The organism is Streptomyces sp. NBC_01410 (assembly GCF_045040195.1).
In the GTDB taxonomy this organism is placed as follows: Bacteria; Actinomycetota; Actinomycetes; order Streptomycetales; family Streptomycetaceae; genus Streptomyces.
Genome location: NZ_CP109530.1, coordinates 5,021,092 through 5,036,096, shown reverse-complemented (window position 1 = coordinate 5,036,096; position 15,005 = coordinate 5,021,092). Strand labels below are relative to the sequence as shown.

Genomic DNA, 15,005 nt, shown 5'->3' with positions numbered 1-15,005 from the left:
GCCGGGGCGAGGCCTGGTACGCGTTGCACCCTGCCGACGTCCGGCTGGGTGGACGCCCGCGCTGCCCGCCACGTACAGGGCCTATCGCACAGTGTCTGAGGTCGCGGCGGTTTCAGCAGGTCTTCAGCTGTGCGACGGAGGGTGCCGTGAGGTTGCCGCCATGGCCGACGTACACGGTGGTCGGAGCATGGTTGGCGATGGCACGCATGCTGCGGGCGGCGGCGTCCAGGTCGGTGGCGAACATCGGCTTGCGCGCCATCCGGGCGCGGAGCATGCCGCCGGAGAGGGCGTCGCCGGCCAGGATGGTGTTGTCGGCGAGGAGGACGCAGACAGATCCGGAGGTGTGGCCAGGGGTCACGAAGGACCGGCCGATTCCTCCGTGCCCGCTCAGGTCTTCTTCGTCGCCGAGGACGATGTCGGGCTCGATGGCCGGGATTTCGGCCTTGGCGAGCATGACCTTCATGAGCCGAGGCATCAGGCTGGTGGGCTGCAGGTCGACCCGCCCGCCGCGTCGGAGCTGGTCGGCGTCGTCGCGGTGGATGGCGATGGGCGCTCCGGTCGCCTCCCGCAGTTCCAGCGCCGAACCGCTGTGGTCGGCGTGGTGGTGGGTGAGCAGGATGAGCCCGACGTCGGCGGGGCGCAGGCCCGCGTCGGCGATCTGCTTGAGCATCGCCGGGGCCCGCCCGGCGACACCGGTGTCGACGATCATGGCCCGGCGGCCGTCAGTGACGAGAAAGGCGGACGAGGCGACGTTCTTGACGGCGTAGACGGTCATGGCTTCTCCACGTGTCCTGGTAAGGTTCGACGATGTGAACACCACTAACATAGCATGGATGTTAGAAGCGTTCACATGATTTCGGAAACAGATACCCGCCACGCATCCGGCGGGCGCGTTGATAGCGTGGACAGATGGGAGCCAAGCAGGTGGCACGCACGAGTTACCACCACGGAGCGCTCCGGCAGGCGTTGATCGACGGAGCCAGGGAGATCCTGGCCGAACGGGGACACGACCAGTTCAGCCTCAACGAACTCGCCCGCCGCGTCGGCGTGAGCACCTCCGCCCCCTACCGTCACTTCGCCAACCGGGACGATCTCCTGGCCGCGGTCGCCGATCAGGGCTACGCGACACTGCACAAGAGCCTCGAACACACGGCATCGGACACACCCGACGTCCGCGAGCGGCTGATCCACCTGGCAGGGGCGTACGTGCGTTTCGCGCACGACCACCCCGACCTGTACGCGACGATGTTCCGCGCCCGGCCGGGCGCGGAACCGAAGGGCTACGAGTCCTTCGAGGTGCTGCTCCGGACCGTCGACGAAGCTCAGCAGCAGGCGATAATCCCCACCACCGTGTCCGCGGAACTGATGTCCCGGTCCATCTGGGCGACCCTGCACGGTCTCGCGCTGCTCAACCTCCGGCAGCCCCACGAGCGGTTCGGCCTGAACGAGCCTCCGGAAGCCCTCGCCGCCGACACCCTGTCAGCGCTCTTCGGACTCTAGGCACGGCACACGCCGCGCCGGTTCAGGCTTCGTCAGCGGGTGTCTTATTCGCGCCGGAACCCGCGCTGACGTCTCGGCCCTGGATCGTTGCGGCCGCACGGTGCAGTTCGGTGAGCACCAGCCGTACGGCTCGCCGTGCGGCACGTTCGGGGCGGTGAAGCACGTCGATGTGGCGTCGGGTGTGCACGCCGCTGAGAGGTCTGAGGATCAGTGCGGGGTGCGGACGTGTGGTCCAGCGGGGCATCAGGGCCAGGCCGCCTCCGGCGGCCACCGCTTCGGCGACCACCGTGAATTCGTTGATGCGATGGACGATGTTGAGCCGTCGGTTCGCGGCGGTCGAGATGGCATCGATGGTGGCCATCAGCGGGAAGCCGTCGTGAACGGTGATCCAGGGTTGATCCGCGACGTCTCGCGGGGTGAGGCGTCGTTTGGCGGCCAAGGGGTGGTCGGCCGGCAGGGCGATGTCGAGCGGTTCACGCAGCAGCGTGCCGGCGGTGACCGTTGCCGGCCACGGTGGCGCATGGTCGAGACGGTGGGCGAGTACGAGGTCGTAGTCCCGGGTCAGTCGCGGGAATTGGTCCTGCGCGACGTCCTCGTCGGCGAGCGAGAGCTGCGGGCGTCCAGGGCCGGCCTGCCCAAGCAGCAGTGGGAAGAATGCGGCGGCCGCGCTGTGGAAGGCCGCTACCGACACATCAGCGTCCGGCTGGTCGACGAATTCCTCGATGGTGTGCCGTGCCCTGGCCAGCGCGGTCTCCACCTCGATCGCCGCACCGGCCAGGGCTTGTCCGGCATCGGTGAGCACCAACCGCCGTCCGTCACGTTCGGTGAGTGGGACCGGGATCGAGCGTTGCAGCAGCCGCAGCTGTTGGGAGATTGCCGAAGGCGTCATCATCAGCGCCTCGGCGGTCGCGGTGACGCTTCCCAGCTCGCCGAGCTCCCGCAAGATCTGCAACTGCCGTTCGTTCACCCTCTCAGTGTAGTGATGCTTCAAGATTGTTGAAGAAGCTCGTTCTTGGCTTCAGAGTGAAGGCAATGCAGCGTAGGGGCGTGTTCCACGCCCGCCGCACTGACGCAGTGCTCCTCCTTGTCGCCATCGTCTGGGGCTCCAGCTACCTGGCCGCGAAGACGGCCACCTATGCCCTGCCGGTCCTGATGGTGCTGTTCGCGCGGTACGCGATCTCCGCGATCGCCTGCCTCGCCCTCGTCGCCGCCCGCCGCCGGAACGGGCGCTGCACGCGAGATGAGGTTCGTGTCGGGGCATTGCTAGGGATCACACAGGCTGCTGTCCTGGTTCTTGAGACCTACGGCGTCGCCCACACCAGCGCGGCCAACGCGGGCCTGATCATCAGCCTCACCATCGTGCTCACCCCACTGCTGGACCGCACGGCAGGCAACGGCCGGCTGCCCCCGCGCTTCTTCGCGGCCACGGGCGTGTGCCTGCTGGCCGTCGCACTGCTCATGTCCGGCAGCGGCTTCCACACTCCCCGGGTCGGCGACCTGCTGATGCTCGCCGCCGCGGTGGTGCGCGCAGCGCACGTCGCGCTCGTGGGGCGACTCACGAAGGGCCGCGCTGTGCGGCCGTTGCAGCTAACGGCCGTCCAGACGGTTGTCGGCTCGGCGCTGTTCGTCATGCCGGCCGCGAGCGGCATGTCGACGCTCACTCAGGTCGATGCCGCGGTCTGGGGCCAGCTCGTCTATCTCGCCCTGTTCTGCAGCGTGTTCGCCTTCCTCGCCCAGACCTGGGCCGTGCAGAACAGCTCCGCCAGCCGGGCCAGTCTGCTGCTGGGCACCGAACCGGTCTGGGCGGCCGCGGCCGGCATCGGCCTCGGCGGCGAAAAGTTCACCACCCTTGCCGGCCTCGGGGCGGCGCTCATGGTCACCGGAACGTACTGGGGGCAGAGCATCGAACGCGCCCACCGCACCACCAACGAGGAGGAGTCCCCATGCCGGACAACGGCACCTACGAGCGTCTGATCAGCCTGCTCCACAGCACCGCAACCGCGTACAAACTCATTGACCATGAACCGGAAGGCACGACCGAGACTGTCAGCGCACTGCGCGGACACCCGGTGTCGGAAGCCGCGAAATGCCTCATCCTCATCGTCAAGATCGACCGGCGGGTCACTCGCTACGTGCTAGCGGTCGTCCCCGGGGACCGGCGTGTGGACCTCAACGCCATCCGCACGCTGTTCGCCGCCCGCTACGTCGGATTCTGCGACGCAGCCACTGCCGAGCGACTGGCCCATGCCGTCCCCGGCACCGTCCTGCCCTTCAGCTTCGACCCTGAACTCGAAGTCGTCGCAGACCCGGACGTCATTGCGCGGCCGTGCCTCTACTTCAACGCCGCCCGCCTTGATCGCTCGCTGGCCATCTCCGGCGCGGACTACGCGAGGCTCGCCGAGCCGCGCGTCGAGCGCATCACCAGTTCGGGCTCGAACTGACGCAGCTCACGAGCCCGCTGATCCGGCCGGGCCACCACCCGGACCGCGGGTGGGGCGTTCTGCGGGCGATCCGCCACCGCCGGGCTCGTCCGTACCGCAGACGGGTCCAGACCGAACAGCTCGCACAGTGCCTCCGCGTACGACTCCCTGCCCGGCTCACCCGCCAATTGCTTGACCCGCACGGTCGGCGCGTGCAGCACCTTGCGGACAAGCCTGTTCATGCTCTGTGTCAGCTCGGCCCTGGTCGCGGCGTCCAGCTCGGGCAGCCGGCCGCAGAGGCGTTCCAGCTCGGAGTCGGCCATCTCGGACGCCGTGGCGCGCAAGGCGACGACGGTCTGGGTGACCGCGGCGGCACGCTGGGCGGCGGTGAAGGAGTCGACCTCCTCGGCGACGATCCGGCGTACTGCCGCGACATCAAGCGCGCCGGCGGCGTCCTCGACGTTCCGGGCGGCCTGGGCCAGCGTGTCCAGCCCGACCAGGTGCACGCCTTCGAGCTCGCGTGCGGCAGCGTCGGCATCACCCGGCATCGCCAGGTCGAGCACTGCCAGCGGGGCGGGTGCCGTCGGTCGCCCGCCGCGACTGCTGCTCGTGTCGTTCCGGCCCGCGACTCCTGATCGTCCGGCCACCGCCCCGGCCAGGTCCGCCGCACTCAGCACGATTCCGGCCGACCCCGTGCAGGAGATGACGACGTCGGCCTCGGCCAACGCGGTGGCGACGTCTTCGTACGGCACGGTCCTCGCGCCGTACTCGGCGAGCGTCGCTGCCAGCCGCTCCGCGCGCTCGGGGGTGCGGTTGGCGATGACAAGTTCGCTGACTCCGGCTCGCGCCAGCGTCGCCGCGGCCAGCGAGCTCATCGAGCCGGCGCCCACCACCAACCCGCGCTTTCCCGCGATCGGGCCCACGCGCTTCGCGACCTGCTCCAGGCCGAAGGCGACGAGGGACTGACCGGCTCTGGCTATCCCGGTCTCGCTGTGCGCCCGTTTGCCGACTCGCAGCGCCTGCTGGAACAGCTCACCGATGTGTCCCCCTGCGGTGTGCTGATCCTGGGCGAGCGACAGCGCGCTGCGCAGCTGGCCGAGGATCTGCGCCTCGCCGACCACCATCGAGTCCAGCCCGCACGCCAGCGAGAACAGATGCTCCACCGCGCGGCCCCCGTGGCGGACGCCGAGGTACGGGGTCAGCTCTTCCGGGTCGAGACCGGTGTACTCGGCCAGCAGCGCGGACAGTTCGGCAACCCCTGCGCGGACGTTGTCCACGTCGGCGTACAGCTCCATCCGGTTGCAGGTGGCGACAAGCGCCGCCGCGTTCACCTGAGCCACCGCAGCGGCAGCGCGCAGCAGCCGCTGCGGGGCATCTCCGGTGAGGGCGGCACGCTCCAGCAGGGTCACCGGTGCCGTGCGATGGCTGAGGCCGACCATCAGGACGCTCATGCTCGTGACCCGCTGACCTGGCCCCTGGCCGCGGCGACGCTGTTGGTCATACGCAGTGAGGGCAGGCCACGACGCCGGATCATGAACTCCGCGATGACTATGTTGGGCAGCCAGCACAGGAACGGCAGGGGCGCGTAGGCCTCGCGCATGATGGTGGTGAACGGGTCCGCGCCGTGGATGAACGGGATCTGCGCGAAGATCAGCACGCCGAACCACAACCGCAGCGTGACTGCCGCGTAGGTGAGCGCGAAGCTGCGGATCGTCCAGGCCTGGTGGCTGCGGAAGTCTCGCTGCCGGGCGGCGCGGTAGGCACGCCACGTCGTCCAACCCCACAGCACCGCCAGCGAGCCGAAGCCGAAGAAGCCCGCCAGGCCCACGGAGCTGAACATCGACATGACGAACCCGGAGACCGAGCCGATCAGGACGCTGGCGACGTAGACCCGGCCCGTGCAGCGATGGACGCGCGGGCGGCGGCTGCGGATGCGGCGGGAGAACTGGAACGGCCCCAGGGCCAGGGCCAGTCCGGCGGTGACGATGTGGACGTAGAAGGCCACCTGGATCGGCAGCGCGCGGGGGGCGTACGTGCCTGCCAGTCCGACTTCCTGGTGGGCGAGGGAGTCCAGGGTGCCCTGGGCGTACTGGCCGACGAAGTAGCCGGCGATGGCCACCGACGACAGGGCCACCCAGGCCCAGCTCCACTTCGAGCCGCCGGTTTTGCGGCGCTGCCTGCGCGGTGCGGGGGTTGCGACGGTGGTCATGGGGACTCCTGGTCTCCTCGTGCGGCTCCTCGATGTGAATGGCTCTAACATAGCAGCAATGTTAGAAGTATTCACTTGTCTGCGAGAACCGATCCCGGCCCGCCTCCGACGTGCTGGTCAACAGCACGAACAGACGGGACGCGAGCCGATGCAGGAGTCCGGGACCGTTGGTGCGGTCCGGAGTCGCTTGTCGCGGAAGCGGGGCGCTAGCGGGGTCATGGCCCCGATACGCCGGAAACCCGCCCGCTCAGGGGACCCACCTGTACTTGCCTCCGCCGACCCATCGCACGACCGCGGGATCGTCGACGTCGATATGGGTCATCCCCGCCCGGTGCGCCAGCCTGATCACATCCAGCATGGTGTATGCGGGCCCGGCCACCTCCCCGTTGATCTCCACCAGGCGGTACGGCGGGTCGCTCGGCACTACGCCGAGCACGACGACGGGGGTGGGGTGGAACACCTCTTGAGCATCGCTGGTCATGCTTACAGCGTGTGGCAGGGAGGCGACGCGCACATGTCGAGCGGACCAGCGGGTGAGGGGACGCCGCCACGTTTCCCCGCGGCCGGGGAGGGAGTTCCGGCGCCTGCCGTCCGAGGGCGGCCGAGCGGCTCGCCGGCGCGGAAGCCGATGGCTCGCGGTGCCTACGCTTTGAGCGCCTGCGAGATGCGCACCATGTTGCCCGAGGGGTCCCGGAACGCGCAGTCGCGCGGGCCCCAAGGCTGGTCGACGGGCTCCTGGAGCACCTCGGCACCGGAGGCCCGCACCTTCTCGAAGGTCGCGTCGAGATCGTCGGCGCGGAACACGACCATCGGCAGGACTCCCTTGGTCAGCAGCTCCTGCAGAGCGTCGCCGTCGGCCTGGGACCGGCCGGCGTGCGGCTCGGAGAGCACGATCTCCAGGTCCGGCTGGGACGCGCTGCCGAGGGTGACCCAGTGGAACCCGCCCGAGGCGACGTCGTTGCGCAGCTCAAGGCCGAGAGCGTCGCGGTAGAAGGCGAGCGACTCGTCCGTGTCGTTGACGGTGATATGGCAGTACTGAAGTGAAATGGTCATGGAACCAAGGCTAGGTCCCCTCCCGCCGCGGCTGCGCGGGCCGCTTCTGCGATCGTGCCCGGTTGCTCCCTGGTCGGCCGGGTGCGCATCTTGGCCACGCACGCGGGCATCGCCGTTACGGCGCGGTGCTCCCGGGCCCGGTACGCGCTCGGCGTCACCCCCACGAGCTCGGTGAAGCGCGAGCTGAACGAGCCGAGGGAGCTGCAGCCGACCGCCATACACGCCTCGGTCACACTCATGCCCCCGCGCAGCAGCGCCATCGCCCGCTCAACCCGCCTGGTCATCAGGTAGCTGTACGGCGTCTCGCCGTAGGCCGCCCGGAACGCCCGGGAGAAGTGCCCCGGCGACATCAGCGCGTGGCGGGCCATCGTCGGCACGTCGAGCGGACGCGCGTACTCCCGGTCGACCAGATCCCGCGCCCGGCGCAGGCGCGCAAGGTGGGAAAGGTGTTGCTCGTCCATGGGACGAGGGTACCGTTCCACTCTGACAAAGCCCTGCTGACCTGCACGGATGCGACTTGGTGGGGGTCATGCGCGACCGAGTCGACGGAGTTCCTCGATGCTGTTTGACGTTCAGCCTTGCCTCAAGGGCGAATTGGTCGAACTCAAGCCGCTCCGCGCGGAAGACTACGCAGACCTCTATGCCGTCGCGGCGGACCCGCTCGTCTGGGAGCAGCATCCCGACCCCGAGCGATACCGGGAAACGGCGTTCAGCGGCTTCTTTCGCGACGCCCTGGAATCCGGAGGGGCGCTGGCCGTCATCGACAACGAAGACGGCCGTCTCATCGGGTCCTCGCGGTACCACGGATACGACGAGGAGCGCGACGAGGTCGAAATCGGCTGGTCGTTCCTGGCCCGGTCGCACTGGGGCGGCGCCTACAACCGTGAGCTGAAAAAGCTCATGCTGGACCATGCCTTCCGGTTCGTCAGCAGCGTCATTTTCCTCGTCGGGCCCGACAACCTGCGTTCCCAGCGTGCTGTGGAGAAGATCGGTGGCGTACGGGCGGGCTCACGGGTCGACGGGAGTGGGCAGCAGAGTCTCCTCTACCGGATCGAGGCTTCCACCCGGCCTTGAGGATGTCGGATCCGGTGCCTGGCGTCAGAATTGGCGTTATCTGCTGTTTCTGCCGGATCGGAGACATCCATGAAGGACCTCAAGTTTGAGCAGAAGCGCTCGCTGTCACGCCTTGAGGCGGCTGATCAGCTCACGGCGCTCGCGGCGGCACTGAGGCACGGTGGTGATGCCGATCTGGAGCTCGGCCCCGGGCGGCTGAGCCTGCGGATCCCCGACGACCTTCGCAGTGAGATAGAGGTCGAGGTCGGTAACGGGGAGATCGAGCTGGAGATCGAGTTCAAGTGGCCGACCGCAGAGACCCGGACAGCACCGTCACCGGCGGCGGCAGGCGCGGAGTAGACCCGCCGCCGCACGTCGCCAGGTGCGGCTACGGTTCCGCGGAGCCGGGCTGGGTGGTCGGGATCCGCTGGGTGAAGAACAGCGCGAGCAGGCTGGCCAGAGCGAGGACGGCGAGAGCGGCCCGCAGACCGTCGAGCCTCGCCGCCTCATTCGCGTCGAGCGCCGCCTGGGTGACCTCCTCACTCGTGCCCGCTTCGTCGAGGGCGTCCTTGAGCTGGGCGTCCGACAGGAAGGGCACACCGCTTTGGAGTTCGACGGTCGCCCGGCTCTTGACGTCGGCCGGGATCGCCTCGTTCTGCTCGACGCTGGTCAGGAACGAAGCCGTCAGCGCGGCGATCAGGATCGACCCGGCGAGTGCCGTACCGATCGAGGCGCCGAGGTTGGTGACCGCGTTCTGGATGCCGCCGACCTCCGCGCTCTGCTTGTCGGGCACCGCGGACACCGTGACCGACCCGAGCTGGGACGCCAGCGCGCCCATGCCGAGCCCGATCAACAGGAGGGGGATGGTGACGATTTCCGCACCGGCGTCCGCGTCGAGCGCGGCCATCAGCACCACCGCACCCGCGAGCAACGCGAGGATCCCGAGCCGGACCACGCGTCGCGGTGAGACGTTCGGAAGGAGACGCGGGATCAGGATCGCGGCGGCGAGCAGTGTCAGCGAGAGCGGCAGGATGCGTGCCCCGGTCTTGAGCGCGGACAGGCCGAGTGCGACCGAGAGGTAGAGCGGTACGACGAAGAACACGCCCATCTGCACGAGGTACTGGAAGAAGAACATGGTCAGGCCGCCGGTGAGCTGCCTGTTCCGCAGGAGCGCCGGATCCACGAGGGGCTCCTTGCGCTCCTCCACCAGGCGGGCCTCCCAGCGCAGGAAGAGCCAGATCAGGAGCAGACCCGCCAGCATCAGCCACACGACCAGCGAAATACCCAGCCAGGAGGGTGCGTCGGGCTTGGGCCTGAACCAGCCCCATTCGTCCGAGCGGAGCACTCCGTAGACGAAGATCCCGAGCCCGAGGGCGGAGAGCGCGGCGCCGACGAGATCGAGGGGCCGGCGTTGGCCGGTCGGGGCGTCGGTGACCTGGCGGGCGAGCATCAGGATGCCGAGCACGATCACGACCTCACCGGCGAAGACCCAGCGCCAGGAGAAGTACGTCGTTGCGACACCCCCGATGATCGGCCCGACCGCGATCGCCACGGCTCCTGCGGCCGCGACGAGTCCGTAGGCGGCGGGGCGGCGTTCCGCGGCGAAGTTGCCGGCGACGAGCGCCACGATCGCGGGCAGGATGAGCGCCGCCCCGACGCCTTCGAGGAACGACCAGCCGAGCAGGAGGACAGGCAGGTTCGGGGCGAGCGCCGTCGTCAGGGATCCGCAGCCGTAGATGCAGCAGCCGATCATGAATGCGCGCTTACGGCCGATGATCACGCCGATCTTGCCGCCGGGGATCATGAACATCGCCATCACGAGGGTGTATGCCGTGATCGCACTCTGGATCCCGGTCACCGTTGTGCCGACGTCTTCAGCCACCGTCGCGATCGAGACGTTCATGACGGAGCTGTCGAGCGCCATCAGGAACTGCCCGGCCGCGAGAGTCAGCAGGACGAGTCCTGCCTTTGTCGAACTCCCCGTGCCCGCGTTGGATGTCATGGGCCGCATCGTCCCAGCGCCCCCGGCGGGGGAACCTCGGCCCGCCTCGGAGGTCAACCGGTTGGCGGACATTTTCGCGCCGAGAGCGAGGCGGTACTTCGTGCGGGAGGGGGTAGGTCAGCTTGTCCCCGCGCCGGAACCGGATCCGGGCCCGGGGTGTGGGAGCTCCTGCCGCAACGCGGCGATCTCGGCTCGCAGAGCGGCGACGTCGTTCTTGTCGGCCGCCTGGTCGCCCTCGCGCAGGCTGACCAGCAGCGAACCGCTCGGCTCCAGGCTGACCGAGGTGGTCTCGGAGACATCGTCGCCGCCCTGCCGTTTGACCGCGACATCCAAGTCCGCGCGGTTCAGTCCGCTGCGCCTGACCTCGGAGGGCAGCCACTGCCCGTCGCGCGCGAGAATGACAGGCGTTCCCTCGAGCAGGCGGCCGAGCCGGCTGGACAGCGAGGCAGCCCGGACCACGAGTGCGTTCACCGCGAGCAGCACGGCAGCGCCGAAGGCGGCTCCGGACACGGAATTGTCGGGTCCGATGATGGCGTTCTGCACCACGTTGGCCAGCAACAGCATGACCACCAGGTCAAAGGTGTTGAGCTGAGCGAGCTCCCGTCTCCCGCCCCACCGGAGCAGCACCAGGATCACCAGATAGACCAGCACGGTGCGTACCGCCTTCTCGCCGTACGAGATGCCCACACTCATCAGGTCTTGCCACATCGCGTCTCCCGCGTCTCGTCGGTCCGCTCACTTGCTCATCGGCGGCTTGCCCCAACCCTCTTGACCGGCCATCAGGCGGAGCTTCCTCTGGTGCTCACCTGGTTCGGCCTGGCCGCTCCCCGTCACTCGACGCGTTCGCCCGGCCGTGAAACGATGCCGGCCGGAGAGAGGGGGGCGTGATTCAGTCGGTGCTCGCGAACATCGCGATCGGGCTCGTGACGAGCTTGCTCGGCGGTGGGTTCGTCTGATTGAGGGAGCGCGCCAAGCGCGCTCGGGCTGTGAACAAGAGGGCAGCGTTCTTCGGCGTCCGGCCCGGGCAGACCTGCCTGATGGTGCTGGGCAACAAGCACAACGCGCCCGGCACAGCGCATCATCGGGATGTACGGGCGGTGCTGGAACTGGCCATGCTTGCCGCTGAGTTGGACTGCCACGTCTCATTGGAGTCCGGTGACTTCCGTGGCGGCAACGGAGATCGCACCGAATTCTGCGTAGGCGGACCCACCGGGGGCGCCAACGTCCGCACCGGCGGTCACCTTGCCGCCCACATGCCCGGCGTCGTCATGCATCCCTACGACGCCACCCGTGCGGACTCGGTGGCCATCGAGGTCGGTGGGGAGAAGTTCCTCTTCGACAAAGGCAACCAGGAGTACGCCCTCGTCGCGAAGTTCACGCCCGTGGAGTCCGTCTGCCCCGTGTTCCTGGTGGCCGGGCAGACGCCCGTGGCCAACCTGGCCGCGATCCACTTCCTGCGGCGCGAGTACGCGCGGGTGGCCGGACAACTGTCGTCGGTGGAGCGCTTCTGCCTGCTCATCAAGGTCTCCGACATCGGGACCTACGAGTTCCACCGCGCGGAACTGGAACGGGAAGTCACCGCGGCCGCGTTCGGAGAGTGAGCGCCTCAAGTCCGACCAGCCGAAGTGCAGCTGGCGCCCTAGACGTCGCCGTCGCGTCGTACGAGACGGTAGGTGAAGGTGTGGGATCTCCGGCCTGCCGCCCTGGACGCGGCGACTCTGTTCCGGAAGCCCTGTGCCGCCGTTACGAGATGACGGACTGACGGATTGTCACGGCGCAGACGCTGAAACACGGAGCGGGGAAAGCCGATGAGGGCTTCGGCATCCCGTACGCCCATGCCGTACCGGATGGCCTGCAGCATCACGCCCAACTTGACCGGATTGATCTTGGTCTCGGTGAGGTGATGCTGCTCGGCCAGATGCTGCGCGGCGCGCATAGCCGTGTCGAACGCGGGCAGGTCGGCCCGCCATCGCTCAAGGAGTCTTTCGGGGATACCGGCAGCCTCCGCACAGCCCGCCGGGGGCAGTCCCATTGCCGCCGCCCGCAGTGCTTCGGCCTGGCGGAGGGCGTTTTCCGACGGGAGGCTGGGGAGGGGATGGCAGGCCGTGTAGAGGGCGCGCTGTGCTTGTTCGGAGGAGGCCAGCGCTGCCATCAACACACTTGCCCCGGCCGGGTTGTCGGGGGCTTGCTCCAGCTCTTCGTTCACGGCAGCTGCCTTCGTGCGGGCCTATGACGTGGGCGGCTCAGGGTACCGGGCAATGGCCCCCGGCCGGCCTCAGCCGGCCGCGGTTGGCAGTGCGACCGATCATGCGGAGGCCGCCACGGTGTGCCCGGCCGTCCGGAGGCCGAGGGAGGCGGAGTAGCGGCGCAGCAAGAGCACCGCGGTAGCAGCCAGTCCGGTGAGCAGACCCAACCAGATGCCGAGGGTGTCGAGGGCCAGCGGATAGGCCAGGAGCCAGGCGGCCGGGAGTCCGATGGCCCAGTAGCCGATGAGGGTGATGCGGAACCCGCTCTTGGTGTCGTCGAGACCACGCAGGAGTCCGACCCCGATGTTCTGGGCGCAGTCGAAGAACTGGAGGAACGCGGTGACGACAAGCAGGTGGGTGGCGATGGTCAACGCCTGCCCGGAGCCGGAGTCGAGGAAGGGGGCCAGGACCAGCCGGGGAATCGTGAGATACAGGATGCCGACGAGCGCCATGACGGCGGCGGCGCAGGCGAGAGCGGTGTTCTTGATGCGGCGGGCGTCATCAGTGCGACCAAGCGCCAGTTCACGGCTGACGTTGATGGATGCGGCGTGGGACAAGCCGACGGCCACCTGGAAGACGATGTAGACGAGCTGGTTGACGGCCGTGTGGGCGGCGAGCGCGTCCGGTCCGAAGGAACCGGCCATCAGCGCGGTGACGGAGAAGAAGCCCGCTTCGGATCCGTACGTCGCCGCGATCGGGACGCCAAGTGCGATCAGTCGCTTCACCGTGGCGGGGTCCGTCTTGGCGATGTTCAGGCTGAGCAGCGGCGCCAGCTCGCTGTCTTTCTTCGCCGAGAGGTAGAGGGCGATGAACGACAGCAGGTAGACGGTGGAGGTGGCGACGCCGATGCCGGTCAGGCCGAGCCGGGGTATGCCGAAGGTGCCGTGGATGAGTATCCAGTTCAGGCCGGCGTTGACGGCGACGGACGCGATGGTGATCTGCAGCAGAGCCTGGGGCCGGCGCATGCCGACGGTGAACTGACGGATGGCCTGGAACCACAGGCAGGGCAGCAGTCCGGGGGCCAGGGCCATCAGCATGGTCTGCGTGCGGTCGACGACGCCGGCGTCCTGGCCGAGCAGGCTGAGGGCCTGCCCGATGAGGATCATGAGGATGATCCCTGCGACGCCGGCGAGGGTGGCGACGGCAAGGCCGGCCCGCACGATTCGGCGGACTTCCTCGTTCGCCGAATCGCCTTTCTCCTGCGCGCCCTCCTGCGCGTCCTTCTCCGCTCGTGCCGCAGCCGCGGCGATCTGGTTGCCGACGGCGGTGACGAGGCCGACGCCCATGGTGCGGAGCTGGTTGAAGATGACGATGGCCAGGCCGCCGGCGGCCAGTTCCTGGGTGCCGAGCAGGCCCATCATCACCGTGTCGGTGGTCGTCAGAGCGACTTGAGCGAGTTGGGTGAGGACGAGCGGCACTGCGAGGGTGGCCAGGGCGCGGCTGTCGCGGAGGAGGGTGGTCAGCATGGGGTTATCGGTTCCTGCGGAGTTTGCTGAGGAGCTCGTCGATTTCGCGCTCGGCCTCGTCGTTGAGGAGATTGCGCTCCTGCATCCAGTCGTCGTTGAAGACGGTGTCCATGTACTTTTCCCCACCGTCGTTGATCAGGGCGACCATAGTGCTGCCTGGAGGAAGGGATTGCAGGCGGGTCAGCGCCTCATGGACGACGCCGCCGGCAGAGCCGCCGATGAGCAGTCCGGTCCGGGCTACGGCCCGGCATGTCGCGAACGCCTCGACGTCGCCGACCTTGACGCCTTCGTCGATCAGGTCGAAGTCGACCAGGGCCCCGATCTCGGCACCTTCGGGCGTGCCGGTGCCGGACTGGTAGTAGTCGTGGGCGGGGCCGCCGAATGCTATGGAGCCCTTGGGCTCGACGCCGATGACAGTGAATCCGGAGATCAGCTTGCTCAGTTCGCGGCTGGTGCCACACAGCGCGCCGCCGGTGCCGACCGCGCCGATGAGAACGTCGATTGCCCCGTCGAGGGCTTCGTTGAGCTCGTGGGCGACGGGGAAGTAACCGACGCCGTTGGCAGGGTTGTTGTGCTGCTCGGTGAAAATGGTGTTGTCCTGGCCGCGGGCCATGTCCTCGGCGAGTTCCTCGCGGGCGGCAGTGGCGAGTTCCTCCGTGCCGTCGTCGACGACGTAGACGAGTTCGGTGCCCAGGGCCTTCATGCCGCGCAGCTTGTCCACGCATGCGTGGTTGTCGACCACCGCGGTGAACGTGTAGCCGCGCTCGGCGGCGATGACCGCCAGTCCGAGGCCCGTATTGCCCGAGGTGGACTCGATGATTCTGCCGCCGGTCCGCAGTTCGCCGGCCTCTTCGGCGGCGGTGACCATGGCCCGGGCCATGCGGATCTTCGCCGTGCCGGTCGGATTGAACATCTCCAGCTTCAGCAACAGGCGGCTGCCTGTCTCGGTGGAGGCGAGTTCCAGCAGAGGGGTGTAGCCGATGAGGTCGGACACGCGGGAGACCACGGCGGGACGCTGGAGTGCTCCGGGCATCGAATGCTCCTGTTGAGGGGGAC

18 protein-coding genes are annotated in these 15,005 nt (G+C 68.5%); 6 read left to right on the top strand and 12 right to left on the bottom strand.

Features of this window, described 5'->3' with window-relative positions:
- Nucleotides 1-112 precede the first annotated feature (112 nt).
- The gene (locus tag OG741_RS23210; RefSeq protein WP_405600835.1) at nt 113-775 is read right to left on the bottom strand and encodes an MBL fold metallo-hydrolase; all 663 of its coding nucleotides are present in this window, start codon (nt 773-775) and stop codon (nt 113-115) included.
- A 134-nt stretch (nt 776-909) separates the two neighbouring features.
- On the opposite strand from OG741_RS23210, the gene OG741_RS23205 reads away from it, so the two are divergent.
- Nucleotides 910-1,500, top strand: a complete 591-nt coding sequence (locus tag OG741_RS23205) for a TetR/AcrR family transcriptional regulator (protein WP_405600832.1) — start codon at nt 910-912, stop codon at nt 1,498-1,500.
- A 22-nt stretch (nt 1,501-1,522) separates the two neighbouring features.
- Here the strand turns inward: OG741_RS23205 and OG741_RS23200 are convergent, their stop codons facing one another.
- Complete coding sequence (locus OG741_RS23200) at nt 1,523-2,467, bottom strand: LysR family transcriptional regulator (protein WP_405600829.1); 945 nt, start codon at nt 2,465-2,467, stop codon at nt 1,523-1,525.
- Nucleotides 2,468-2,532: 65 nt separating this feature from the next.
- Between OG741_RS23200 and OG741_RS23195 the strand changes: the two genes are divergently transcribed.
- Both OG741_RS23195 and OG741_RS23190 read left to right on the top strand, forming a co-directional pair.
- Entirely contained in the window at nt 2,533-3,474 is a 942-nt protein-coding gene (locus OG741_RS23195) for a DMT family transporter (protein WP_405605724.1), read from the top strand.
- Nucleotides 3,444-3,941, top strand: coding sequence for a YbaK/EbsC family protein (locus tag OG741_RS23190; RefSeq protein WP_405600827.1), 498 nt, complete (start codon nt 3,444-3,446; stop codon nt 3,939-3,941). Before OG741_RS23195 ends, OG741_RS23190 begins: the two co-directional genes overlap by 31 nt.
- On the opposite strand, the gene OG741_RS23185 is transcribed toward OG741_RS23190, so the two are convergent.
- The 5 genes from OG741_RS23185 to OG741_RS23165 all read right to left on the bottom strand — a co-directional run bounded on the left by OG741_RS23185 (nt 3,884) and on the right by OG741_RS23165 (nt 7,643).
- The gene (locus OG741_RS23185; protein WP_405600824.1) at nt 3,884-5,371 is read right to left on the bottom strand and encodes a glutamyl-tRNA reductase; all 1,488 of its coding nucleotides are present in this window, start codon (nt 5,369-5,371) and stop codon (nt 3,884-3,886) included. The genes OG741_RS23190 and OG741_RS23185 overlap by 58 nt on opposite strands.
- Nucleotides 5,368-6,129 (bottom strand): DUF2306 domain-containing protein, encoded by a 762-nt coding sequence (locus OG741_RS23180; RefSeq protein ID WP_405600821.1) that lies wholly within the window; start codon nt 6,127-6,129, stop codon nt 5,368-5,370. Before OG741_RS23180 ends, OG741_RS23185 begins: the two co-directional genes overlap by 4 nt.
- A gap of 247 nt (nt 6,130-6,376) precedes the next feature.
- The gene (locus tag OG741_RS23175) at nt 6,377-6,610 is read right to left on the bottom strand and encodes a hypothetical protein (protein ID WP_405600818.1); all 234 of its coding nucleotides are present in this window, start codon (nt 6,608-6,610) and stop codon (nt 6,377-6,379) included.
- Between the two features lie 161 nt (nt 6,611-6,771).
- Nucleotides 6,772-7,182: a VOC family protein gene (locus OG741_RS23170; protein WP_405600816.1), complete on the bottom strand. Its 411-nt coding sequence runs from the start codon at nt 7,180-7,182 to the stop codon at nt 6,772-6,774.
- On the bottom strand, nt 7,179-7,643 hold the full coding sequence (locus OG741_RS23165) for a helix-turn-helix transcriptional regulator (protein WP_405600814.1): 465 nt from the start codon (nt 7,641-7,643) through the stop codon (nt 7,179-7,181). The genes OG741_RS23170 and OG741_RS23165 overlap by 4 nt, the downstream gene beginning before the upstream one ends.
- Before the next feature lie 97 nt (nt 7,644-7,740).
- On the opposite strand from OG741_RS23165, the gene OG741_RS23160 reads away from it, so the two are divergent.
- Both OG741_RS23160 and OG741_RS23155 read left to right on the top strand, forming a co-directional pair.
- Entirely contained in the window at nt 7,741-8,256 is a 516-nt protein-coding gene (locus OG741_RS23160) for a GNAT family N-acetyltransferase (RefSeq protein WP_405600812.1), read from the top strand.
- A 69-nt stretch (nt 8,257-8,325) separates the two neighbouring features.
- Nucleotides 8,326-8,595, top strand: coding sequence for an amphi-Trp domain-containing protein (locus tag OG741_RS23155; RefSeq protein ID WP_405600809.1), 270 nt, complete (start codon nt 8,326-8,328; stop codon nt 8,593-8,595).
- Nucleotides 8,596-8,623: 28 nt separating this feature from the next.
- Here OG741_RS23155 and OG741_RS23150 read toward each other — a convergent pair whose 3' ends face one another.
- Nucleotides 8,624-10,237: an MFS transporter gene (locus tag OG741_RS23150; protein WP_405600808.1), complete on the bottom strand. Its 1,614-nt coding sequence runs from the start codon at nt 10,235-10,237 to the stop codon at nt 8,624-8,626.
- A gap of 117 nt (nt 10,238-10,354) precedes the next feature.
- On the bottom strand, nt 10,355-10,930 hold the full coding sequence (locus tag OG741_RS23145; protein WP_405600806.1) for a DUF421 domain-containing protein: 576 nt from the start codon (nt 10,928-10,930) through the stop codon (nt 10,355-10,357).
- 293 nt (nt 10,931-11,223) lie between these two features.
- Between OG741_RS23145 and OG741_RS23140 the strand changes: the two genes are divergently transcribed.
- Nucleotides 11,224-11,838: a hypothetical protein gene (locus tag OG741_RS23140; protein ID WP_405600804.1), complete on the top strand. Its 615-nt coding sequence runs from the start codon at nt 11,224-11,226 to the stop codon at nt 11,836-11,838.
- 38 nt (nt 11,839-11,876) lie between these two features.
- Here OG741_RS23140 and OG741_RS23135 read toward each other — a convergent pair whose 3' ends face one another.
- The 3 genes from OG741_RS23135 to OG741_RS23125 all read right to left on the bottom strand — a co-directional run bounded on the left by OG741_RS23135 (nt 11,877) and on the right by OG741_RS23125 (nt 14,982).
- Complete coding sequence (locus OG741_RS23135; protein ID WP_405600802.1) at nt 11,877-12,443, bottom strand: hypothetical protein; 567 nt, start codon at nt 12,441-12,443, stop codon at nt 11,877-11,879.
- A gap of 99 nt (nt 12,444-12,542) precedes the next feature.
- Nucleotides 12,543-13,949 carry an MATE family efflux transporter gene (locus tag OG741_RS23130; protein WP_405600800.1) on the bottom strand — a complete coding sequence of 469 codons (1,407 nt, stop codon included), beginning with the start codon at nt 13,947-13,949 and terminating at the stop codon, nt 12,543-12,545.
- Nucleotides 13,950-13,953: 4 nt separating this feature from the next.
- A complete protein-coding gene (locus OG741_RS23125) occupies nt 13,954-14,982 on the bottom strand; it encodes a cysteine synthase family protein (protein ID WP_405600798.1) in 1,029 nt (342 codons plus the stop codon).
- Nucleotides 14,983-15,005 lie beyond the last annotated feature (23 nt).

What these genes read in the sequence shown, in the direction of transcription:
- OG741_RS23210 (WP_405600835.1), bottom strand. Translation starts at nt 775, where the DNA reads ATGACCGTCTACGCCGTCAAGAACGTCGCCTCGTCCGCCTTTCTCGTC.
- OG741_RS23205 (WP_405600832.1), top strand. Translation starts at nt 910, where the DNA reads ATGGGAGCCAAGCAGGTGGCACGCACGAGTTACCACCACGGAGCGCTC.
- OG741_RS23195 (WP_405605724.1), top strand. Translation starts at nt 2,533, where the DNA reads ATGCAGCGTAGGGGCGTGTTCCACGCCCGCCGCACTGACGCAGTGCTC.
- OG741_RS23190 (WP_405600827.1), top strand. Translation starts at nt 3,444, where the DNA reads ATGCCGGACAACGGCACCTACGAGCGTCTGATCAGCCTGCTCCACAGC.
- OG741_RS23185 (WP_405600824.1), bottom strand. Translation starts at nt 5,371, where the DNA reads ATGAGCGTCCTGATGGTCGGCCTCAGCCATCGCACGGCACCGGTGACC.
- OG741_RS23180 (WP_405600821.1), bottom strand. Translation starts at nt 6,129, where the DNA reads ATGACCACCGTCGCAACCCCCGCACCGCGCAGGCAGCGCCGCAAAACC.
- OG741_RS23175 (WP_405600818.1), bottom strand. Translation starts at nt 6,610, where the DNA reads ATGACCAGCGATGCTCAAGAGGTGTTCCACCCCACCCCCGTCGTCGTG.
- OG741_RS23170 (WP_405600816.1), bottom strand. Translation starts at nt 7,182, where the DNA reads ATGACCATTTCACTTCAGTACTGCCATATCACCGTCAACGACACGGAC.
- OG741_RS23165 (WP_405600814.1), bottom strand. Translation starts at nt 7,643, where the DNA reads ATGGACGAGCAACACCTTTCCCACCTTGCGCGCCTGCGCCGGGCGCGG.
- OG741_RS23160 (WP_405600812.1), top strand. Translation starts at nt 7,741, where the DNA reads ATGCTGTTTGACGTTCAGCCTTGCCTCAAGGGCGAATTGGTCGAACTC.
- OG741_RS23155 (WP_405600809.1), top strand. Translation starts at nt 8,326, where the DNA reads ATGAAGGACCTCAAGTTTGAGCAGAAGCGCTCGCTGTCACGCCTTGAG.
- OG741_RS23150 (WP_405600808.1), bottom strand. Translation starts at nt 10,237, where the DNA reads ATGACATCCAACGCGGGCACGGGGAGTTCGACAAAGGCAGGACTCGTC.
- OG741_RS23145 (WP_405600806.1), bottom strand. Translation starts at nt 10,930, where the DNA reads ATGAGTGTGGGCATCTCGTACGGCGAGAAGGCGGTACGCACCGTGCTG.
- OG741_RS23130 (WP_405600800.1), bottom strand. Translation starts at nt 13,949, where the DNA reads ATGCTGACCACCCTCCTCCGCGACAGCCGCGCCCTGGCCACCCTCGCA.
- OG741_RS23125 (WP_405600798.1), bottom strand. Translation starts at nt 14,982, where the DNA reads ATGCCCGGAGCACTCCAGCGTCCCGCCGTGGTCTCCCGCGTGTCCGAC.